Source organism: Photorhabdus laumondii subsp. laumondii (assembly GCF_003343245.1).
Classification (GTDB): domain Bacteria; phylum Pseudomonadota; class Gammaproteobacteria; order Enterobacterales; family Enterobacteriaceae; genus Photorhabdus; species Photorhabdus laumondii.
Genome location: NZ_CP024901.1, coordinates 2256341 through 2279885 on the forward strand (window position 1 = coordinate 2256341; position 23545 = coordinate 2279885).

The 23545-nt window shown below is 44.3% G+C and carries 16 protein-coding genes; 15 read left to right on the forward strand and 1 reads right to left on the reverse strand.

Annotated elements, in window-relative coordinates; translation table 11 throughout:
- Positions 1-72: 72 nt before the first annotated feature.
- From flhB to PluTT01m_RS09860, 15 genes are all read left to right on the forward strand, one after another.
- Positions 73-1224 carry a flagellar biosynthesis protein FlhB gene (gene flhB, locus PluTT01m_RS09785; protein ID WP_011146159.1) on the forward strand — a complete coding sequence of 384 codons (1152 nt, stop codon included), beginning with the start codon at positions 73-75 and terminating at the stop codon, positions 1222-1224.
- Complete coding sequence (flhA, locus tag PluTT01m_RS09790; RefSeq protein ID WP_011146160.1) at positions 1217-3298, forward strand: flagellar biosynthesis protein FlhA; 2082 nt, start codon at positions 1217-1219, stop codon at positions 3296-3298. Before flhB ends, flhA begins: the two co-directional genes overlap by 8 nt.
- Before the next feature lie 521 nt (positions 3299-3819).
- Positions 3820-4239 carry a hypothetical protein gene (locus PluTT01m_RS09795; RefSeq protein ID WP_011146161.1) on the forward strand — a complete coding sequence of 140 codons (420 nt, stop codon included), beginning with the start codon at positions 3820-3822 and terminating at the stop codon, positions 4237-4239.
- A 231-nt stretch (positions 4240-4470) separates the two neighbouring features.
- Complete coding sequence (locus tag PluTT01m_RS09805) at positions 4471-5484, forward strand: IS630-like element ISPlu10 family transposase (protein ID WP_011144774.1); 1014 nt, start codon at positions 4471-4473, stop codon at positions 5482-5484.
- 775 nt (positions 5485-6259) lie between these two features.
- Complete coding sequence (locus PluTT01m_RS09810; protein WP_011146162.1) at positions 6260-6703, forward strand: hypothetical protein; 444 nt, start codon at positions 6260-6262, stop codon at positions 6701-6703.
- 181 nt (positions 6704-6884) lie between these two features.
- On the forward strand, positions 6885-8456 hold the full coding sequence (locus PluTT01m_RS09815) for a WD40 repeat domain-containing protein (RefSeq protein ID WP_011146163.1): 1572 nt from the start codon (positions 6885-6887) through the stop codon (positions 8454-8456).
- A gap of 18 nt (positions 8457-8474) precedes the next feature.
- Positions 8475-8876, forward strand: a complete 402-nt coding sequence (locus PluTT01m_RS09820; protein WP_011146164.1) for a hypothetical protein — start codon at positions 8475-8477, stop codon at positions 8874-8876.
- A gap of 46 nt (positions 8877-8922) precedes the next feature.
- Positions 8923-10419 carry a hypothetical protein gene (locus tag PluTT01m_RS09825; RefSeq protein WP_041380043.1) on the forward strand — a complete coding sequence of 499 codons (1497 nt, stop codon included), beginning with the start codon at positions 8923-8925 and terminating at the stop codon, positions 10417-10419.
- Positions 10420-10477: 58 nt separating this feature from the next.
- On the forward strand, positions 10478-11992 hold the full coding sequence (locus tag PluTT01m_RS09830; RefSeq protein WP_011146166.1) for a hypothetical protein: 1515 nt from the start codon (positions 10478-10480) through the stop codon (positions 11990-11992).
- Positions 11993-12054: 62 nt separating this feature from the next.
- Entirely contained in the window at positions 12055-13557 is a 1503-nt protein-coding gene (locus tag PluTT01m_RS09835) for a hypothetical protein (protein ID WP_011146167.1), read from the forward strand.
- A 48-nt stretch (positions 13558-13605) separates the two neighbouring features.
- Positions 13606-15069, forward strand: coding sequence for a hypothetical protein (locus PluTT01m_RS09840; protein ID WP_011146168.1), 1464 nt, complete (start codon positions 13606-13608; stop codon positions 15067-15069).
- 62 nt (positions 15070-15131) lie between these two features.
- Positions 15132-16634, forward strand: a complete 1503-nt coding sequence (locus tag PluTT01m_RS09845) for a hypothetical protein (RefSeq protein ID WP_011146167.1) — start codon at positions 15132-15134, stop codon at positions 16632-16634.
- A 48-nt stretch (positions 16635-16682) separates the two neighbouring features.
- A complete protein-coding gene (locus tag PluTT01m_RS09850) occupies positions 16683-18146 on the forward strand; it encodes a hypothetical protein (RefSeq protein WP_011146169.1) in 1464 nt (487 codons plus the stop codon).
- A 58-nt stretch (positions 18147-18204) separates the two neighbouring features.
- A complete protein-coding gene (locus PluTT01m_RS09855) occupies positions 18205-19677 on the forward strand; it encodes a hypothetical protein (RefSeq protein WP_011146170.1) in 1473 nt (490 codons plus the stop codon).
- A gap of 1079 nt (positions 19678-20756) precedes the next feature.
- A complete protein-coding gene (locus PluTT01m_RS09860) occupies positions 20757-22232 on the forward strand; it encodes a hypothetical protein (RefSeq protein ID WP_011146172.1) in 1476 nt (491 codons plus the stop codon).
- 136 nt (positions 22233-22368) lie between these two features.
- Here PluTT01m_RS09860 and PluTT01m_RS09865 read toward each other — a convergent pair whose 3' ends face one another.
- Positions 22369-23499, reverse strand: coding sequence for a hypothetical protein (locus tag PluTT01m_RS09865; RefSeq protein ID WP_041380044.1), 1131 nt, complete (start codon positions 23497-23499; stop codon positions 22369-22371).
- Between the last annotated feature and the right edge of the window lie 46 nt (positions 23500-23545).

Consider the following 23545-nt stretch of genomic DNA (forward strand, 5'->3'; position numbering starts at 1 on the left):
TTTGTCATGCTAACCGCCATTTGATTCCATATTTTCTGATCGATAGCGTTTGAAAATCTGACAAGGAAAGCCGTGGCTGAAGATAGCGATCTTGAGAAAACAGAAGAACCCACGCCCCATAAGCGGGAAAAAGCGCGAAAAGAGGGACAAATAGTCCGTTCCAGAGAGCTGAGTTCTATCTTGATGTTGACCAGTGGTTTAAGTTTGCTCTGGATGAGTGGTCAGTCAATGACGCATGAATTGTCGTTGATGGTGTTTGAAGGGTTTAGCTTTGATCACAGCATGGTCAGCAATGATAAGCAGATGGTTCAACAGATTGGCAGGTTGCTGCAACAGGCTGTTTTGGCCCTGCTGCCGGTTTTTGCTGGATTAGTATTAGTTGCATTAAGTGCCCCGGCGCTATTGGGTGGATTAGTGTTCAGTACCAAATCCATCAAATTTGATCCGAAAAAATTGAATCCCATTTCTGGCCTGAAACGTATTTTTTCAATGAATGCGTTGGCGGAATTATTCAAAGCATTACTTAAAGCGGGATTTGTCGGTATTGGTGCTGCTTTGTTCCTTTGGATGAACTGGCCTGCCATGTTACGGCTTATAGCTCAACCGCCACTGTTGGCACTGGATGATGCTATGCAAATGCTGATATTCGCCGGTTATGTGGTGGTTTTCATGTTGATACCGATGGTGGCTTTCGATGTTGTTTACCAGATATACAGCCATTTGAAAAAACTGAGAATGACCCGGCAGGAAATAAAGGATGAATTTAAAGAACAAGAGGGGGACCCACATGTCAAAGCGCGTATCCGTCAGCAACAACGGGCGGCTGCTCGTCAGCGTATGATGGCGGATGTACCGAAAGCGGATGTGATTGTCACCAACCCAACTCACTATGCCGTTGCGTTGAAATATGATGAAAAAGCGATGAGTGCGCCAAAAATATTGGCGAAAGGGGCGGGGATCATTGCATTACGGATTAAAGAAATAGGTACAGAAAATCGTATTCCATTACTTGAGGTGCCGCCACTTGCCAGGGCGCTTTATCGCCATGGTGAAATTGGCGGGCAGATCCCCGCGACACTGTATGCGGCAGTCGCGGAAGTGCTTGCTTGGGTCTACCAATTGAAACGTTGGAAACGGGAAGGCGGCTTGAAGCCGAAGAAACCTGAAAATCTGCCAGTGCCGCCAGCACTGGATTTTGCTGGAGAAAATAATCGTCATGGCTAATCTGGCCTCTATACTTCGTTTACCGGGCAATATGAAAGGCTCGCAATGGCAAATGCTTGCCGGGCCGGTATTGATCCTCTTGATTTTGTCGATGATGGTATTGCCATTGCCGCCATTCATGCTTGATTTACTGTTTACGTTTAACATAGCGCTATCAATCATGGTGTTGCTGGTGGCGATGTTTACCCGGCGTACGCTAGATTTTGCTGCATTTCCGACCATTTTGCTGTTCTCCACATTATTGCGCTTATCTCTTAACGTAGCTTCAACCCGTATCATTTTATTGGAAGGGCATACGGGTTCTGCGGCAGCGGGGCATGTTGTAGAGGCATTTGGCCATTTTCTGGTTGGTGGCAACTTCGCTATCGGTATTGTGGTATTTATCATCTTGGTATTGATTAACTTTATGGTCATTACTAAAGGTGCAGGGCGGATTGCCGAAGTGGGTGCCCGTTTTGTGTTGGATGGCATGCCGGGTAAACAGATGGCAATTGATGCCGATTTAAATGCGGGATTGATTGGTGAAGAAGAAGCGAAGAAACGCCGTGCTGAAGTGACACAGGAATCGGATTTTTATGGTTCGATGGATGGTGCCAGTAAGTTTGTGCGCGGCGATGCGATTGCGGGATTGATGATCTTAGTTATCAACGTCGTTGGCGGCTTAATTGTTGGTGTGGCTCAACATGGTATGAGTCTGGGGGATGCGGGGGAAGCGTATACCCTGTTAACCATTGGTGATGGTTTGGTTGCACAGTTACCTGCTCTCATTATTTCTACTGCGGCGGGTGTTATTGTGACTCGCGTAGCAACGGATCAGGACGTTGGTCAGCAGATGGTGACTCAACTGTTCAACAATCCCAGAGTGATGATGTTGAGTGCGGGTGTTCTTGGATTGTTGGGCATGGTACCGGGAATGCCCAATTTTGTTTTCCTGTTATTTACCGCGGCATTAGCTGGTCTTGGCTGGTATCTATATCGCCGCACCGATGCGCCGGCGATAAATACAGAAAAACCAAAAATAGAAGAGCAGCAACAGACATCAGAAGCTTCATGGTCCGATGTTCAGCTTGAAGATCCTTTGGGTATGGAAGTAGGTTATCGTCTGATTCCGATGGTTGATTTTCGCCAGAATGGTGAATTACTGGGGAGGATCAGCGGCATTCGTAAGAAATTTGCTCAGGAGATGGGATATTTACCGCCGGTTGTTCATATCCGGGATAACCTTGAACTGGCCCCAGCGGGCTACCGTATTCTGATGAAAGGGGTAGAAATTGGTCGTGGTGAAGCGCATCCGGGGCGCTGGCTGGCGATTAACCCCGGTGGTGCCGTGGGGGAATTGCCGGGTGATATCACCAAAGATCCTGCTTTTGGCCTGTCTGCGGTTTGGATTGATGATAGCCTCAGAGAGCAAGCTCAGGTTCAAGGGTACACGGTGGTTGCCGCCAGTACGGTGGTTGCGACCCATATGAATCACCTGTTGACGCAATATGCGAATGAGTTATTTGGTCGTCAGGAAGCTCAACAACTGTTTGAGCGGGTCAGTCAAGAGATGCCTAAACTGACCGAGGACTTTATTCCTGATGTTGTTAATCTGACAACCTTGCATAAAGTGCTGCAAAATCTGTTGTCCGAACAAGTGCCGATTCGAGACATGCGGACAATTATTGAAACCTTGGCTGAACATGCACCTGGACAAACTGATCCTTATGAATTGACATCTTTGGTTAGAATTGCGCTTGGCCGGGCAATTGCTCAACAGTGGTTCCCCGGCGCACAGGAAATTCAGGTCATCGGATTGGATGCGGGCCTTGAGCGCTTGTTAATTCAGGCGTTACAAAATGGCGGTGGTCTGGAACCCGGATTGGCGGATAACTTACAACGGCAAGCGACGGAAGCACTGCAACGCCAAGAAATGTTGGGCGCGCCTCCGGTGCTGTTGGTCAATCATGCATTACGCCCGCTGTTATCGCGTTTCTTACGTAGAACTTTGCCTCAATTAGTGGTTTTATCTAATCTTGAAATCAGTGATAACCGTCAAATTCGTATGACCGCGACCATTGGTGGTAATGGATAGCGGTATCAATAGAATAGTGGGCCATTTTTATTCCAAAATGGCTTGCTATAATCATCTTGAAATCCATAGGGTATATACCCGTCATCTTTCAAGTTGCTTCTTTGTTGGCTGCACTCCCTTACCCCGGTCACATCGTTATCTATGCTCCCGGGGATTCATTCCCTTGCCGCCGCGATGCATCTCGAAATCCATAGGGTATATATTTATTTTAACTTTTCCATCTTGGATAAATGTAAATAATGGACACAATCTATATGTTATTTATTCCCAACATGCGTTTTATTTGGAATTCATAAATGATGATATTATGTCCGTCGCTGATGTTAAAAGATTTTCGAAATAGCTCAAAAACAGATCAAGTTACACTGGGTGAGAATAATAAATAACGGGATAAATAATCGCATATTGAATAAAAGAATGATAAAGGAAAGATAAAAAATAATACCCAAAATTGGGTGACGAAAAAGGAAAATTCAGTAATATCGGATGCCCTACACAATTCAAAAGGATGAGAGTTAAATATGTATAAAAATATGTTAAATCCCGTAACATTAAGAAAAACAGCAAACGGACCTCAACTAAAAGGAAATGAGGGTACATATGACACATCAATATTAAAAGGCAGCCCTGTAGGACGAAGAGATATTGGGAATTCCGCACCACTACCCGCTCAAGCAGAAGTTTTTCAAAAAGTTGTTGACGAAAAAATAGCAAACTTCAAAACAAAGGGAAATCCAATATCAATCGTTGTCTGGCATAATAGTCGGACAGGGCTTACCCATATCATGGATGGTCAGCATCGATTTATTGCTGCATGTATACTTGGAGTGCCGGTTAATTTGACATGGAAAAAGTTCGGCATACCGCCTAATCAGATAGACTGGAGTGGTACAAAATTCTCAGATGGAATACCAGCCAAAACCAAGATATTTGGAAAATGATCGATTAAGTTAATTTAATGTGTATTAAGCGCAACTTGAGTTGATACAACACCTTGAAAAATTGAGAGTTACCGGTTTTGGTATAGAGTTGAAATCTTAAACAAAATGCCAGGTAACTCTCATGCTTCATAAATAACTTTTCAAAATAGTAGAACACTTGGAGGGAACTCAGTCCAATTTTTGCAATCTGATCAATTGTAGATAATCCCAAACCACTAAACGGACTGAGTTATGCCTATCATAGCACCTATACCCCGCAATGAACGACGCCAGATGAAAAAAATTATCCAGAACACCCGAGATAAAGATTATGCTCGCAGGCTCATGGCCATATTGATGCTGCATCGAGGCGAGTCTGTCTCTCTGGTCGCCAAAACCCTTTGCGCCAGTCGTTCTTCTGTCTATCGCTGGATAAACTGGTTGACTTTATATGGTCTGGAAGGACTCAAAAGCCTGCCTGTGGGCAGACCCGCTGTCTGGAATTTAATCCCGCTTTATCCTTTACTGTCTTTTTTATTGCAATATTCTCCCCAGCAATTGGGCTGCCTGCGTTCTCGCTGGAGTCTTGAGTTTTTTATAATTAAAATCAATGAATTATTAAACATAAAATTATCCATCAGTACCTTCTATCGTTACTTACATAAAATGGGTATCGTGTGGCGAAGGGCAGCCCCGACGCTTAAATTACCCGATCCCGAGTACCATGAAAAAATGGCGAAAATTACCGAGGCATTGTCAACGTGTTCAGAAAAACATCCCGTTTTTTATGAAGATGAAGTCGACATCGAGCTGAATCCAAAAATCGGGGCTGACTGGTATTTAAAAGGGCAACAGAAACGTATAGTGACACCAGGAAAAAACCAAAAACATTATTTTGCAGGTTGCCTGAATGTTCAAACGGGAAAAGTGACTTATGCTGACGGGTTAAATAAGAATTCTCATTTATTTATCAATGTATTGGAAGAACTTGAACGCCAGTATTGTCATGCTGAAACCCTCACTTTGATTTTGGATAATTACAGTATCCATAAAAGCCGACGGGTCAGAGATTGGCTGGCTTGTCATCCTAAATTTAATCTGTTGTTTTTACCTGTTTATTCACCCTGGCTGAATAAAATTGAGCGTCTGTGGCAATCCTTACATGAAACGGTGACACGAAATCATGGCTGTCAGTATATGTGGCAATTGCTTGAGAAAGTGAAAACGTTTTTAAATTCATGTCCCTACAGGAATAGCAGAGAATAAAAAGAGTGAGTGTATTATAATTATGAAAAGTTATTTATTACCAATCCTATTATCAAATATATAAATCTGGAGGATGAGTTCTATTTTTATATTTTGTTAATTTTAAATCTCTATATTCTTAATTCTTTACTATTGTATAATAAATTTTCCATTTAAATGAATTGTTAGTCATATTAAAACAAATCAGTTTTAATTGTTATTTTTAGTCTTATTTAATGTTATGGAAAATTAAATCGGTAATTGATGTGGCTGTTAATAAATTTTTTATATATATTAAGTCTCTCCTTTCGTCATTTTATCGGTTATTCCCGGTTATGAATTATTTAATGTGAATAATTATGATTCTGGTATTATTTAAGTGTACGCTCTATTTTCTTAATTATTAAAATGAAATGTTTTTATTATGTAGCAGAGAAATATCTCGAAATAAATATGTGACATTTATAAATGTCATTGATTATTATGTTTGTCCTAATAAAATTCTTGGTTAATTATTTTGAATCTAATTAAATTAATGGTTGTTTCGATACTGATGGAATATTGTTTAAACGATATCTTTTTATGTGAGATTTTAAAAAAAAAGTAATTAAAATTTTATTAAATAGCTGGCAAAAATTCACTTTTCTATAATGCTTAAATATAGCTGATTGTTTCACACGAAAAACGAATAACGTAGTCAAGTTAAATATTAAATAAGTGTTATCGGAAGCGAGTCTGCCGAGCGCAGTTTCAGCTATAAATAGCCAAGGTCTGATTTTATTAATAGGGGGAAATAATGCCCACTGAACCGCCGCTACATCAAGAAGATATTGTCGTGATACATGTTGCCACACCCGACGATTTGGCGAAGTTTGCTGATCAATCACTTTTCTGGAATGAAGAAACCTATGAACAGATGAAAACTGCGGAAGTGTTGTTTACGCCAGCGGGAGAGATTCCACCTGGCTTGGGAATTAAATATGTCGCCACGCCCGGTGATTTGGTGAGGTTTGTCGATGAAGAAGGCTACTGGAGTGAGGAAACCTATAAACAGATAGAGGTTGTAAGGGTGTTGTTTATACCAGCAGAAAGAATCCGCGGTGTGGGGATTAAACATGTTGCCACGCCCGACGATTTGGCGAAGTTTGCCGATAAAGAGCTTTTCTGGAGTAAGAAAGATTACGAACAGCTAAAAGCCGCAGAGGTGCTGTTTGTACCCAGAGAAGGAATGCCCGGTTAGGGGGCTAAACATATCGCCACGCCTGACGATTCGGTAAAGTTTACCGATAAAGCGGTCAATTAGAATAAAGAGGAAGTATCGAGAGAGGGATAAAGCCGGAATATTGTTTATCCCGAAAATAAAAGAATAGAACGGCGTGTAATAACATTAACTTATCTGTCATTCGGAATTGGAGGTATTAATGGCTCACAACAAGACATCTACTACATCCAGCGAGAATAGTTTGTTGGATAAAGAGGAAGTTAAATCCTGGTTTAAATTATATTCCCTGCCGAAAAGTGAAAATTATGCTCAATTGGTGCAAATAGCGGCGGAAGGTCGACGTTTGGCCGGGCTGGACCCTGCTCAGCTCGATAATAATCCAGGGGCAGGATTGAACCGGGATCTGGATGAAGTGAATTTACTCTTAGTGAATCCCGGTGATGGGGTGCATATCGGCGAAGACCGTGAAATTGCTGTCAATATTGATAAAAGCAGCGGCTTACAGTTCATTAATGGCGAATTGGGATTACGCCCCGACTTTAAATTGTCGCTGGAATTGTTTGAGAGTTTTACAGAGGAACAAAAAAGGGAGCTTTACCGTTGGCTGATTCATGCTGAGGAGATGGCAGCAAGTAAGGCGCAGTTGCCCGCGTTTGACTTGCCGGCCAATGGTAACAATAAAAACCTTGGCGCTGTTGTCAGTGTCAGCGGCGATGGGAAAACTATTGCGCTTAGTGGGGCAGAAGGAAAGGATCCTGTATATCTATTTTCTTATACCGATAACGGTTGGCGGCAGCAATTCGCTGATTACGTTAGTGGTTATAGCGGCAGAGCGTTAAGTTTGAATCGCAATGGTAATGTCCTCGCGGTGGGGATTGATAACCGAAACAGTGATGGTGGGCATGGTTCGGTGTTCGTTTATCGCAGATTGGCAAATGGCGCGTGGGAGAAATCGGCCAAACTTTGGCTTAGTGAGGCGAACGTTCAGCAGCATTTCGGTTGCGCTGTGGGCCTAAGTGCTGATGGCACACTATTAGCAGTAGGTTCTTATGGCTGGAGATCGGGTTTATTGGCTAACTGCGGCGCAGTGTATCTTTATCAGTATGACGGGAAGAAATGGTCACAGCTTGGTGAGCGTCTGACCTTATCTTCTCCGGCACAGGGCGATATGTTTGGCGGCAAACTTAGCTTGAGTGCCGATGGTTCAACCTTGGCAGTGGCGGCAACGGGGCGTAATGGTAATGGTGAAGTGACGATATTTCATCGTCACGGGGAATACTGGCAACCGCAACTGCCACTCAATTCGCTGACTTCGCCTTTAACCATCAGTAAAGACGACTTTGGTGCCAGTCTCAGCCTGAGCGATAGCGGCAATATTCTGGCGGTGGGGTGCCCGGGAGAGAAGAACAATATTGGTGCGGTCTATCTGTACCAGCGTCACCGTAATGTATGGCAAGTTATAGGGATATTGAGAGAAGCGGTGACTGCCGGGGAAAGGTTTGGCAGCGAACTCTCTTTGAGTAGTGACGGCCAGATGCTGGTGGTGTCAACACCTGTTGGTAAAAATGACACAGGTGTGCAAACCGGTGCGGTATGGTGGTTTAGCTATCAGAATGAACAATGGATTATGCAGAGCAAATTACTGGAGCTGGATGGGGAATCAAACCATAAATTTGGTGCCGGTGTTTGTTTTAGCGGTGACGCCAATACATTGGCGATTGGTGCCAGTGGCTGGAAAAGTGGCGAAGGGAAAGTTTACCTTTACGACTAGCTAAATGAGGAAAAGACGATGGTGAAAGAGATAACAGATGAAACGGTCAGTCAGCTTGGTACCCACTTCGCCCCTGGCAAGATCCCGACTGAGGCGGCGTTTTATTCACTGATTGATTGGGCCACGTTGTGGCGACAGCTTTTTGGTTGGCAGGATGGTGCTCAAGCTTATCATCCGGGGGGCGGTTTGCAGGTTATCGACAACCGTTTGGCGGTTAAGACTGGCAATGGCATCGCGGTGAAACCGGAGGGGCTTGCGTTAAGGCTACAGCCCAATGGGGGATTGATGTTGGATAAATCTGGGGCGTTGTCAGTGGATGGTACTGTAGCCGTTTCGGCACAAGCTTTTAAATTGCTTCCTGAGGAGACGCGGAAACAAATTGCCAAGTTGTTATTGAATGCTGAGACAGAAAACAGATGACAGAGAATAGATGACGGTGACTGCCTAATACGGCTTTTGAGGACATATTATGACTGATAAAGAAATGAGTTCTGTTGACTCATTGAAAGCGAGTTTTAAGTCTGGTGTTCCGCCTATGCCTGAAGCATTTTCTCATTTGATTGATGAGGCATATAGGGCATATGAAATCATTGATGGTGATAAGCGGGATGGCCCGACCGCAGGGCTGGGACGAGATGACAAAGGAAAACTAGCCCTCAACACTCACCATTCTGGCGGGTTAAACCTTGATCAGAGAGCTTTGGCCCTGTCACTGAAGCTAGAAGGTGGGCTCTCTTTTGATGGGGGAAGGCGTCTGAAATTAGATGCCGATCGGCAGGTTCAGTTTGCCGATTTTTTCAGTTTATCGCGGTGGGAGCGGATGGAGATCGCACAGTTGTTGGGTTTGAAACGCAGTACCACGATGATGCGTATTGTTTCTCCTTCCCCTAAAGAGAATGAACGCTTTGGCACTTCTGTTAGCCTGAATGCAGCGGGAGATTGCTTAGTGGTTGGGATGGGGAAAGAGCTCTATTTGTATATGAGCCGGAAAGGTGAGTGGAATACAAGCGCTCCCATTGTGTTTGAGGCTGATGGAGATAAATATCGTAGTGCTTCATGGAGTGTCAGTCTGGATGCGGAGGGAGATAACCTGGCTGTGGGATACTCAACTCCAACTGATACTCAAACAATGGAAGTTTGTTTGTATATGCGCACGCATGGTGTTTGGGATACAAAAAATCCCATTGTGTTTCCAATCAAGCGTTCTTATGGAGACTATGATGTGAATGTCAGCTTGAGCGCAGCAGGAGACTGTCTGGTGGTGGCGGGGGACACCTATCCATTCTATGTGTATACCCGCACGAATGGGATCTGGGACAGAGAAAACCCCATTCAGCTTCGTTTTTCGAATGTTGGGGCCACGATTTGTCTGAGTGCCTCGGGAAATTGTCTGGCGGTGCATGGTTCCTATTATTCTGATCGTACTACAATAAACATGGTTTATGTGTGTACACGTACGAATGGGACCTGGGATGAAAGCTACATTAGGTTCAATCCCCCTGAAGATAGCTCACCCGGTTTTGGCAAGGTTTTTAGCCTGAATGCAGAGGGAGATCGTCTGGCGGTGGGGGCGGATGATGATTCACCTATTATTAATGGGAAGGTTTATCTGTATACGCGCACGAATGGGATCTGGGATACACAAAATCCCATTAAGTTTTCGGTGCCTGCAAGTGGCGTAACGTATTTTGGCTGCGCTATCAAACTGAATGATGCGGGAGACCGTCTGGCAGTGGGGGCGGCTTCTAGGGTGTATGTGTATACCTATCTGAATGGTAAGTGGAATATGGAAACACCTACCGAGATTTTGGACCCTTCAGGCAATTTAGACAATTTAAATGGTTTTGGTAAGGCTGTCAGTTTGAATAAGTTAGGAACGAGTTTGGCGGTTGGTGCGGTTTTAGCCAAGGTCGGTTCTGCTCCTGAAGCCGGTGCAGTCTATACCTTTGAGAAGGTCAAATAGAGGACAGAAGACAGAGAACAGATGACGGTGACTGTCTAACTACGGCTTTTGAGGAAATATGATGACTGATAAAGAAATGAGTACTGTTGACTCATTGAAAGCGAGTTTTAAGTCTGGTATTCGGCTTATGTCTGACGCCTTTTCTCATTTGATTGATGAAGCATATAAGGCATATGAAACCATTGATGGCGCTCCGTGTGATAGTCCAACCGCAGGACTGAAACGAGATGGCAAAGGAAAACTGGCCCTCAACACTCACCATTCTGGTGGGTTAAACCTTGAACAAGGGGCTTTGGCGCTATCCTTGAAGCTAGAAGGTGGACTCTCTTTTGATGGGGGAGGGTATCTGAAATTGGATGCCGATCGGCAGGTTCAGTTTGCGGATTTTTTCAGTTTATCGCGGCGGGAGCGGATGGAGATCACGCAGGTGTTGGGTTTGAAACGTACTATGATAACGCGCATTGTTTCTCCCTTCCCTAAGAGAAATGGATCCTTGGGCGATTATGTTAGCATGAATGCGGCGGGGGACTGCTTAGCGGTTGGGATGATTAATAAAGTCTATGTATATACGCGCCGGAAGAGTGGTGAGTGGAATACAAGCACGCCTACTGTGCTTGAGCCTTTTCAAAATGATTATTTGGGATCTTCATGGGATGTTAGTTTGGATGCGGCGGGAAATTGCCTGGCGTTGGGAAATAGAGGACCCGCTGATGCTAGCATGATGGTTGGTGTATATACACGCACGAATGGCGTCTGGGATGCAAGAAATCCCGTTTGGTTCCCGGCTCTGGGTGCCAGAGAATACTTTGGTATTAATGTCAGCTTGAGCGCAGCAGGAGACTGTCTGGTGGCTGGGGGCATATACTCCTCTACGTTCCATATGTTTACACGCACGAACGGGATCTGGGATAGAGAAAATCCCATTAAATTTCCGATCCCTTCGGGTTCTTATGAATTTGGCTGGGCTGCCCACCTTAGTGCTGCGGGAAACTGTCTGGCAGTGTTTGGAGAGGATCCTTCTTCTGGTTACATAAGAGGCACGATTTATGTGTATACACGCACGAATGGGATCTGGGATAGCGAAAACCCTATTAAGCTCAAGCTCCCTGAAGGCAGCTCATCCCTTTTTGGCAAGGTTTTTAGCCTGAATGCAGAGGGAGATCGTCTGGCGGTGGGGGAGGTGCGTGATTATTTCCCCATTATTAATGGAAAAGTTTATCTGTATACACGCACGAATGGGATTTGGGATAGCGAAAATCCTATTAAGTTTTCGGTTCCTGCAAGTGACGTAATAGATTTTGGACGCTCTCTCGAACTGAATGCTGCGGGGGATCGTCTGGCAGTGGGTGCGGCTGCCAGGGTGTATGTGTATACCTGTCTAAATAATAAGTGGAATATAGAAACACCTACGGAGATTTTGGACCCTTCAGGCAATTCAGACAATTTAAATGGTTTTGGTAAGGCTGTCTGCCTAAATAAGGCGGGGACGAGTTTGGCCGTTGGTGCAGATTCAGAAAGTGTCGATTCTCAACCCCGAGCCGGTGCAGTTTATGTTTTTGAGGATGTCAATTGATGGCTGTTATAGAAGACAGAAGGCAGATGACGGTGACTGTCTAATACGGCTTTTGAGGAAATATGATGACTGATAAAGAAATTAGTTCTGTTGACTCATTGAAAGCGAGTTTTAAGTCTGGTGTTCGGCTCATGCCGGAAGCATTTTCTCACTTGATTGATGAGGCATATAGGGCATATGAAACCATTGATGGCGCTCAGGGTGATGGCCCGACCGCAGGGCTGAAACGAGATGGTAAAGGAAAACTGGCCCTCAACATTCATCATTCTGGCGGGTTGAACCCTCATCAAGGCGCTTTGGCCCTATCACTGAAACCAGAAGGTGGACTCTCTTTTGCTGGAGGAGGGTATCTGAAATTGGATGCTGATCGGCAGGTTCAGTTTGCGGATTTTTTCAGTTTATCGCGGCGGGAACGGATAGAGATCACGCGGGTATTGGGTTTGAAACGCACCATGATGACGCGTATTGTTTCTACCACTCTCTCTCCCGAGGCGCGTGAATTTTTTGGCTATTCTGTTAGCTTGAATGCGGTGGGAGACCGTTTAGCGGTTGGGATGAATACTAAAATCTGTATATATACGCGCCGGAAGAGTGGTGAGTGGAATACAAGCACGCCTATTGTGCTTGAGTCTTATCAAAGTGATTCTTCATGGGATGTCAGTCTGAATGCGGCGGGAGATTGCCTAGCGTTGGCAAATAGGTTCAGACAGAGGGTTGGTGTACATATGCGTGCAAATGGCGTCTGGAATGTAAGAAAGCCCGTTTGGTTTCCGGCTCCGAGCCGCATTGAATTCTTTGGCCTGGGTGTCAGCTTGAGCGCAGCGGGAGATTGTCTGGTGACTGGGTGCGAATTCAAATCTGCGTTACATTCTACGTTCCATATGTTTACACGCACGAACGGGATCTGGGATAGCGAAAATCCCATTAAGTTTCCGGTCCCTTCGAGTTCTTATGAATTTGGCAAGGCTGTCCGCCTGAGTGCCGCAGGAAACTGTCTGGCGGTGCATGGTTACGATGATTTCACAATAAGCACGATTTATGTGTATACACGCACGAATGGGATCTGGGATAGCGAAAACCCCATTAAGTTCAGTCACCTTGAAGGTCAATCATCTGTTTTCAGCAAGGTTTTTAGCCTGAATGCAGAGGGAGATCGTCTGGCTGTGGGGGTGGGTTTTTATAAGTCCACGAATATTGTTAGGGAGGTTTATCTGTATACACGCACAAATGGGATTTGGGATAGAGAAAATCCTATTAAGTTTTCGGCCCCTTCAAGTGACGTAACGTATTTTGGCCGCGCTATCGAACTGAATGATGCGGGAGATCGTCTGGCAGTGGGTGCCGCTTCCCGGGTGTATGTGTATACCTGTCTGAATAATAAGTGGAATATAGAAACACCTATCGAGATTTTGGACCCTTCAGGCAATTCAGACAATTTAGATAGTTTTGGCGGGGCTGTCGGCCTGAATAAGGCGGGGACGAGTTTGGCGGTTGGTGTAATTTCAATGAAGATTGGCTCTGCGTCTGAAGCCAGTGCAGTTTATATCTTTGAGAATGTCAAATGATGTCCATACAGAAGACAGTGACTGTCTAATACGGCTTTTGAGGAAAATATGATGACTGATAAAGAAATTAGTTTTGTTGACTCATTGAAAGCGAGTTTTAAGTCTGGTGTTCGGCTCATGCCGGAAGCCTTTTCCTATTTGATTGATGAGGCATATAAGGCATATGAAATCATTGATGGCGCTCAGGGTGATGGCCCAACCGCAGGGCTGAAACGAGATGGAAAAGGAAAACTGGCCCTCAACACTCATCATTCTGGCGGGTTAAACCTCGAACAAGGCGCTTTGGCGCTATCCTTGAAGCCAGAAGGTGGACTCTCTTTTGATGGGGGAGGATATCTGAAATTGGATGCCGCTCGGCAGATTCAGTTTGCGGATTTTTTCAGTTTATCGCGGGGAGCGCGGATGGAGATCACGCAGTTGTTGGGTTTGAAACGTACTATGATAACGCGCATTGTTTCTCCCTTCCCTAGAACGGATGAGTATTTTGGTAGCTCTGTTAGCCTGAACGCGGCAGGAGACTGTTTAGCGGTTGGGATGAATAGTCACGTCTATGTGTATACGCGCCGGAAGAGTGGTGAGTGGAATATAAGCAAGCCGATTATGTTTGAGGATGTTGAATATGATTTATCTTCATGGCGTGTCGGTCTGGATGCGGCGGGAGATTGTCTGGCGTTGGGAGACATATGGCCCGAAGTGGTTCGTGTATATACACGCACGAAGGGCGTTTGGGATACAAAACATCCCGTTGTGTTTCCGAGGGATGCTGTAAGATTTGGTGCGAATGTCAGCTTGAACGCCGCAGGAGACTGTCTGGTGGCTGGGGGCAAATACTCCTCTCCATTCCGTATGTTTATACGCAGGAATGGGATCTGGGATACAAAAAACCCCATTCTGTTTCCGGCCCCTTCGGATGCTTATGAGTTTGGTGCGATTGCCCACCTGAGTGCTGTGGGAAACCGTCTGGCGGTGTGTGATGATTACATTTCCGCGATTTATGTGTATACACGCACAAATGGGATTTGGGATATAGAAAACCCCATTAAGTTCCGTCGCCCTGAAGGTGGATCATCTAGTTTTAGCGGGGTTTTTAGCCTGAATGCAGAGGGAGATCGCTTGGCGGTGGGTACGGATTTTTATAAACCCTATAATGGGGAGGTTTATCTGTATACGTGCACGAATGGGATCTGGGATAGAGAAAATCCCGTTAAGTTTTCGGCCCCTGTAAGTCGCATAGATTTTGGACGCTCTCTCGAACTGAATGCTGCGGGGGATCGTCTGGCAGTGGGTGCGGCTGCCAGGGTGTATGTGTATGCCTGTCTAAATAATAAGTGGAATATAGAAACACCTACGGAGATTTTGGACCCTTCAGGCAATTCAGACAATTTAAATGGTTTTGGTAAGGCTGTCTGCCTAAATAAGGCGGGGACGAGTTTGGCCGTTGGTGCAGATTCAGAAAGTGTCGATTCTCAACCCCGAGCCGGTGCAGTTTATGTTTTTGAGGATGTCAATTGATGGCTGTTATAGAAGACAGAAGGCAGATGACGGTGACTGTCTAATACGGCTTTTGAGGAAATATGATGACTGATAAAGAAATTAGTTCTGTTGACTCATTGAAAGCGAGTTTTAAGTCTGGTGTTCGGCTCATGCCGGAAGCATTTTCTCACTTGATTGATGAGGCATATAGGGCATATGAAACCATTGATGGCGCTCAGGGTGATGGCCCGACCGCAGGGCTGAAACGAGATGGTAAAGGAAAACTGGCCCTCAACATTCATCATTCTGGCGGGTTGAACCCTCATCAAGGCGCTTTGGCCCTATCACTGAAACCAGAAGGTGGACTCTCTTTTGCTGGAGGAGGGTATCTGAAATTGGATGCTGATCGGCAGGTTCAGTTTGCGGATTTTTTCAGTTTATCGCGGCGGGAACGGATAGAGATCACGCGGGTATTGGGTTTGAAACGCACCATGATGACGCGTATTGTTTCTACCACTCTCTCTCCCGAGGCGCGTGAATTTTTTGGCTATTCTGTTAGCTTGAATGCGGTGGGAGACCGTTTAGCGGTTGGGATGAATACTAAAATCTGTATATATACGCGCCGGAAGAGTGGTGAGTGGAATACAAGCACGCCTATTGTGCTTGAGTCTTATCAAAGTGATTCTTCATGGGATGTCAGTCTGAATGCGGCGGGAGATTGCCTAGCGTTGGCAAATAGGTTCAGACAGAGGGTTGGTGTACATATGCGTGCAAATGGCGTCTGGAATGTAAGAAAGCCCGTTTGGTTTCCGGCTCCGAGCCGCATTGAATTCTTTGGCCTGGGTGTCAGCTTGAGCGCAGCGGGAGATTGTCTGGTGACTGGGTGCGAATTCAAATCTGCGTTACATTCTACGTTCCATATGTTTACACGCACGAACGGGATCTGGGATAGCGAAAATCCCATTAAGTTTCCGGTCCCTTCGAGTTCTTATGAATTTGGCAAGGCTGTCCGCCTGAGTGCCGCAGGAAACTGTCTGGCGGTGCATGGTTACGATGATTTCACAATAAGCACGATTTATGTGTATACACGCACGAATGGGATCTGGGATAGCGAAAACCCCATTAAGTTCAGTCACCTTGAAGGTCAATCATCTGTTTTCAGCAAGGTTTTTAGCCTGAATGCAGAGGGAGATCGTCTGGCTGTGGGGGTGGGTTTTTATAAGTCCACGAATATTGTTAGGGAGGTTTATCTGTATACACGCACAAATGGGATTTGGGATAGAGAAAATCCTATTAAGTTTTCGGCCCCTTCAAGTGACGTAACGTATTTTGGCCGCGCTATCGAACTGAATGATGCGGGAGATCGTCTGGCAGTGGGTGCCGCTTCCCGGGTGTATGTGTATACCTGTCTGAATAATAAGTGGAATATAGAAACACCTATCGAGATTTTGGACCCTTCAGGCAATTCAGACAATTTAGATAGTTTTGGCGGGGCTGTCGGCCTGAATAAGGCGGGGACGAGTTTGGCGGTTGGTGTAATTTCAATGAAGATTGGCTCTGCGTCTGAAGCCAGTGCAGTTTATATCTTTGAGAATGTCAAATGATGTCCATACAGAAGACAGTGACTGTCTAATACGGCTTTTGAGGAAAATATGATGACTGATAAAGAAATCAATATCGTTGACTCAATGAAAGCGAATTTTAAATCTGGTGTGCGGCTTATGCCGGAAGCCTTTTCCCATTTGATTGATGAAGCCTATAAAGCATATGAAATCATTGATGGCGCTCAGGGTGATGGCCCAACCGCAGGGCTGAAACGAGATGGAAAAGGAAAACTGGCCCTCAACACTCATCATTCTGGCGGGTTAAACCTCGAACAAGGCGCTTTGGCGCTATCCTTGAAGCCAGAAGGTGGACTCTCTTTTGATGGGGGAGGATATCTGAAATTGGATGCCGCTCGGCAGATTCAGTTTGCGGATTTTTTCAGTTTATCGCGGGGAGCGCGGATGGAGATCACGCAGTTGTTGGGTTTGAAACGTACTATGATAACGCGCATTGTTTCTCCCTTCCCTAGAACGGATGAGTATTTTGGTAGCTCTGTTAGCCTGAACGCGGCAGGAGACTGTTTAGCGGTTGGGATGAATAGTCACGTCTATGTGTATACGCGCCGGAAGAGTGGTGAGTGGAATATAAGCAAGCCGATTATGTTTGAGGATGTTGAATATGATTTATCTTCATGGCGTGTCGGTCTGGATGCGGCGGGAGATTGTCTGGCGTTGGGAGACATATGGCCCGAAGTGGTTCGTGTATATACACGCACGAAGGGCGTTTGGGATACAAAACATCCCGTTGTGTTTCCGAGGGATGCTGTAAGATTTGGTGCGAATGTCAGCTTGAACGCCGCAGGAGACTGTCTGGTGGCTGGGGGCAAATACTCCTCTCCATTCCGTATGTTTATACGCAGGAATGGGATCTGGGATACAAAAAACCCCATTCTGTTTCCGGCCCCTTCGGATGCTTATGAGTTTGGCGCGATTGCCCACCTGAGTGCTGCGGGAAACCGTCTGGCGGTGTGTGATGATTACATTTCCGCGATTTATGTGTATACACGCACAAATGGGATTTGGGATATAGAAAACCCCATTAAGTTCCGTCGCCCTGAAGGTGGATCATCTAGTTTTAGCGGGGTTTTTAGCCTGAATGCAGAGGGAGATCGCTTGGCGGTGGGTACGGATTTTTATAAACCCTATAATGGGGAGGTTTATCTGTATACGTGCACGAATGGGATCTGGGATAGAGAAAATCCCGTTAAGTTTTCGGCCCCTGTAAGTCGCATATCTTTTGGCGGTTCTCTCGAACTGAATGACGCGGGAGATCGTCTGGCAGTGGGTGCAGCTTCCCGGGTGTATGTGTATACCTGTCTGAATGGTAAGTGGAATATGGAAACACCGATGGAGATTTTGAACCCTTCAGGCAATTCAGACAATTTAAATGGTTTTGGTGGGCCTGTCGGCCTGAATAAGGCGGGGACGAGTTTGGCTGTTGGCGCAGCATCAGAAGGTGTTGATTCTAAATCCAAAGCTGGTGCAGTTTATATCTTTGAGAATATCAATTGATGCCCATACAGAAAACAGATGACGGTGACTGTCTAATACGGCTGGCTTTTGAGGAAATGTGATGACTGATAAAGAAATTAATACCGTTGACTCATTGAAAGCGAGTTTTAAGTCTGGTGTGCGGCTCATGCCGGAAGCCTTTTCCCATTTGATTGATGAAGCCTATAAAGCATATGAAATCATTGATGGCGTTCAGGGTGATGGCCCAACCGCAGGACTGAAACGAGATGACAAAGGAAAACTGACCCTCAACACCCAGCATTCTGGCGGGTTAAATTTTAATCAATGTGCTTTGGCGTTATCACTGAAACCAGAAGGGGGACTCTCGTTTGATGGGGGAGGATATCTGAAATTGGATGCCGATCGGCAGGTTCAGCTTGCGGATTTTTTCAGCTTATCGCGGTGTGAGCGGATGGAGATCACGCAGGTGTTGGGTTTGAAACGCACCATGATAACGCGCATTGTTTCTACCTTCCCTAAAGAAGATGAGCGTTTTGGCGCTTCTGTTAGCCTGAACGCAGCGGGAGACTGTTTAGCAGTTGGGATAAATAATCAAGTCTGTGTGTATACGCGCCGGAAGAGTGGTGAGTGGAATATAAGCAAACCTATTGTGTTTGAGGCTTATGAAGATGAATATTATAAATCTTCATGGGATGTCAGTCTGGATGCGGCTGGCGATACCCTGGCGTTGGGAAACATGTCGCCGTATCCCACTTATAACCAAGGGCGGGTTTGTGTGTATACGCGTACGAAGGGCTTTTGGGATACAAAACATCCCGTTGTGTTTCCGATAGGACCTGAATACTTTGGTGTGAATGTCAGCTTGAGCGCTGCGGGAGACTGTCTGGTGGGTGGGGGCAAACCCTACCCTCCGTTCCGTATATTTATGCGCCGGAATGGGATCTGGGATACAAAAAAACCCATTCCGATTCCGATCCCTTCGGATTCTTATGAGTTTGGCTGGATTGCCCATCTAAGTGCTGCGGGAAACTGTCTGGCGGTGCGTGATTATGCTCCCGTGATTTATGTGTATACACGCACAAATGGGATCTGGGATGGAGAAAACCCCATTAAGTTCAAGGTCCCTGAAAATAACCTATTCGTGGGTAGGGCTTTTAGCCTGAATGCAGAAGGAGATCGCTTAGCGGTGGGGATAGAGTTTTATAACTCCACAGATGGGGAGGTTTATTTGTATAAGCGCCGGAATGGGGTCTGGGATACAGAAAATCCCATTAAGTTTTCGGCCCCGGCAAATAGCGTATATTTTGGTAGCTCTCTCGAACTGAATGATGCGGGAGATCGCTTGGTAGTGGGGGCGTATTCCAGGGTATATGTGTATACCTGTCTGAATGATAAGTGGAATATGGAAACACCGATGGAGATTTTGAATCCTTCAGGCAATTTAAATGGTTTTGGTGGGTCTGTTGGCCTGAATAAGGCAGGGACGAGTTTGGTTGTTGGTGCAACGTCAGAGAGTGTTGATTCTAAATCCAAAGCCGGTGTAGTTTATGTTTTTGAGAATGTCAAATGATGACTATAATCATTAAACTGGATGTTAATTAGGTGATGTCGGATTGCTTTTTAAAGTCCTTGGACTTTCCGCCTTATATTCCCGTCCGCATTAGATGAAGGTTTACGGCGTTTTTCGTTAAAAAAGTGTGTTAGCATCATGATTAATTAATTCAACTGTTCTCTTATTTAGTTTTTGTAGAGTTATTGGCGGCATAGAACAGAATATGGGTATCTAACAATTATTTTGTTTTTTTACCTTCAAACATGGAAAGTAAGTGCATGATAATATCTAATAAAAATCAATTAAACATAACAGGAACATATTGTAAAAGGATGTGGTGTTATCATTTTAGGTGATTTTATATTATTTTTAATTTTGTGGTAATTGTGTTTATGAGGAGTTTTAAATTTATTTATTAACCATTATTCTTGTCTTTATATTGATTTTATTTACGATTGTGAATTATTTAACATGGGTAATTATGATTTTGATATTGTTTGAATATGTGCTAATTTTTCTTTAAAAATTAAAATGAAATACATTTATTGAATGATAGTAAAAAGATTATATTTAAATAAAGATGTTTTATTATGTTATTTTTTAATTTTTTAATTTTTTAATTTTTTAATTTTTTAATTTTTTAATTTTTTTGTTTTTTGGTGGATTGATTTTAATCTAATTAACTTTATGGTTGTTGCGGTAATTATATTTCTTGAGTTATTATTTAAGCGGTATATTTTTATGTGAAATTTTATAGGAACAATTAATTTTTTATTAAATAACTGGCAAAAATTTACATTTCCATAATGCTTAATAATATCAGATTGTGTTATACGAAAAGTTAATGACATATTCAACTTAAATATCAAATCAGTGTTATCGGGGATGTGTTTTTAGAAGATAGCAACATACCTGAGGTAGTCAGTGAAGTTAAGTATCGCCAAACCGCAGGATATCGAGCTAAAAGGTGTGAAGGCATTAATTGTGGTGTATTTCGTAGTCAGTGCCGTCACTTAATTCCATCGACTTTAACGAAGTGGATAAAACATTAACAGAAACCGATGGCAGTGACGGCCTAATACGGCTTTTGAGGACATATGATGACTGATAAAGAAATTAGTTCTGTTGACTCATTGAAAGCGAGTTTTAAGTCTGGTGTACGGCTCATGCCTGAAGCCTTTTCCCATTTGATTGATGAGGCATATAAGGCATATGAAATTATTGATGGCGCTCAGGGTGATAACCTAACCACAGGACTGAAACGAGATGGCAAAGGAAAACTGACCCTCAACACCCAGCATTCTGGCGGGTTGAATTCTAATCAAGGCGCTTTGGCCTTATCACTGAAGCCAGAAGGTGGGCTCTCTTTTGATGGGGGAGGGTATTTGAAATTGGATGCCGATCGGCAGGTTCAGTTTGCGGATTTTTTCAGTTTGTCGCGGCGGGAGCGGATGGAGATTACGCAGGTGTTGGGTTTGAAACGTACCATGATAACGCGAATTGTTTCTCCCTTCCCCAAAGAGAATGAGTATTTTGGTAGCTCTGTTAGTCTGAACGCAGCGGGAGACTGCTTAGCGGTTGGGATGAATAATCAAGTCTGTGTGTATACGCGCCGGAAGAGTGGTGAGTGGAATATACGTAAGCCAATTGTGTTTGAGGCTTTTGAAGATGAATATCATAGATCTTCATGGGATGTCTGTCTGGATGCGGCGGGAGATACCTTGGCGTTGGGAAACATGTTGCCGTATCCCACTTATAACCAAGGGCGGGTTTGTGTGTATACGTGCACGAAGGGCGTCTGGGATACAAAACACCCCGTAGTGTTTCCGATTGGAGTTGAATACTTTGGTGTAAATGTCAGCTTGAACGCCGCAGGAGACTGTCTGGTGGCTGGGGGCAAAGACTACTCTCCGTTCCGTATGTTTACACGCATGAATGGGATCTGGGATACAAAAAAACCCATTCTGTTTCCGGCCCCTTCGGATTCTTATGAGTTTGGTTGGATTGCCCACTTAAGTGCTACGGGAAATTGTTTGGCGGTGCGTGATAACGGTTACACGATTTATGTGTATACACGCATGAATGGGATCTGGGATGGAGAAAACCCCATTAAGTTTAGTGCCTCTGAAAATAACCTATTAATGGGCAGGGCTTTTAGCCTGAATGCAGAGGGAGATCGCCTAGCGGTGGGTATGGAATTTTATAAATCCACAGATGGGTGGGTTTATTTGTATAAGCGCACGAATGGGATCTGGGATAAAGAAAATCCCATTAAGTTTTCGGCTCCTGCAAGTGACGTAACGTATTTTGGCCGCGTTCTCGAACTGAATGATGCAGGAGATTGCTTGGTAGTGGGGGCGTATTCCAGGGTATATGTGTATACCTGCTTAAATAATAAGTGGAATATGGAAACACCTATGGAGATTTTGAACCCTTCAGACAATTTAAGTGGTTTTGGTGGGTCTGTCGGCCTGAATAAGGCGGGGACGAGTTTGGTTGTTGGCGCAGGTCCAATCAAGCTTGGTTCTGAGTCCGAAGCCGGTGCAGTTTATGTTTTTGAAAATGTCAAATGATGGTCTAATCTAGGACAGCCCCATTTTTTGTATATATTACAAGGAAATGGGACTACCACAATGGATGGTAATGTACTGACACAGTGCGCAGTTAATGGCCGGTAAGCCACTGGAATTTCCATCAGACTCAGCGGATTCAATATTGTTTGAAAAAATAGTCAATCATTTCTTGTTCAAATTCAAAGGTATCACGTCGTTCTGCAAGGTAGCTTTTTAGTACGGTGAGTGAGCGTAGGTTTTCGCGCAGTTGGATTTCGTTTTCTATATTTTGCCGCAATTTTTTGCAATGTTCGCGGAGGTTATTCTCTATTGTCTTCGATGTATTACCTCCCAGTGTGCGCCAAATCATGCCCGGTAACGAATCAGATTTTTTTAGCTGATTAAGCTCATTGGCTAATATGTCTATACGTGCTTTGAGCAATTTATTGATGTTGGATATATCCCGGCTATTAAAACTGAAAGTTGGATCAATGTACTTGTGGTACATGTCTATTATCGTCCAGACATCATTATCTTTCTTGGCTTTTGATAACTGTACCATCAACTGGTTTTTCTTCTTCTTCTCATCCAAATCTTGTTCACGATCCGGATGCAGTACCTTGGCTATTTTTCTATACATTTGGCTCACTTCCTGCGATTTAAACAAAGAATCCAGTTTTTTCTGGTCTTCTGCCGCAGGATCGAAGTCAGAGGTCTCTTCTGCATCATATTCATCGTGGAAATGCTCTGATTCCCGTTGAAAACGCTGTTCTATGGTGGAACGCATTTTTTCGGGATTTTTTATCATATCAAGTAATTCTTCATCAGATATTTCTTCACTAAAATCAAAATATTCACTAAAAGTCTGTCGGATATCATCCATCTGTTCTGGTGTCGGAATTTCCTCTTCTTTCAACGCATTAAGATTGGAAAAGTGATCGGTCAACTTATTGAGATCAAGGTTTTCGTTAAAGGGGTAAGTATATAACTCAGCAAGCTCTTCTTCTATCCAGGAAAATAATTCTCTCCGTTGGTTTTTCCCCAGCGATTTTTTATCGGCAAATGAAAGCAACCGTGCCGCTTTATCATATCTGGACTGCATATATTGATGTTCTACCGGTAAGATCTCCTGTTGAAAGCGCATGAACAATTCGTCTTGTTGCTGTTGTAGCTTGGCGATCTTCAATTGGTATTTTTCGATGGACTTCCAGTAAGTTTTGAATTGTTGCTGAGGCGTTTTTGGTACCTGTTGTCCGCTCGATTTTCTTTTTTTTAGTTGCTTATGCATCAATGTATTATTCCCAAGGTAGATTAATGAAATGAAGAATGTTCTC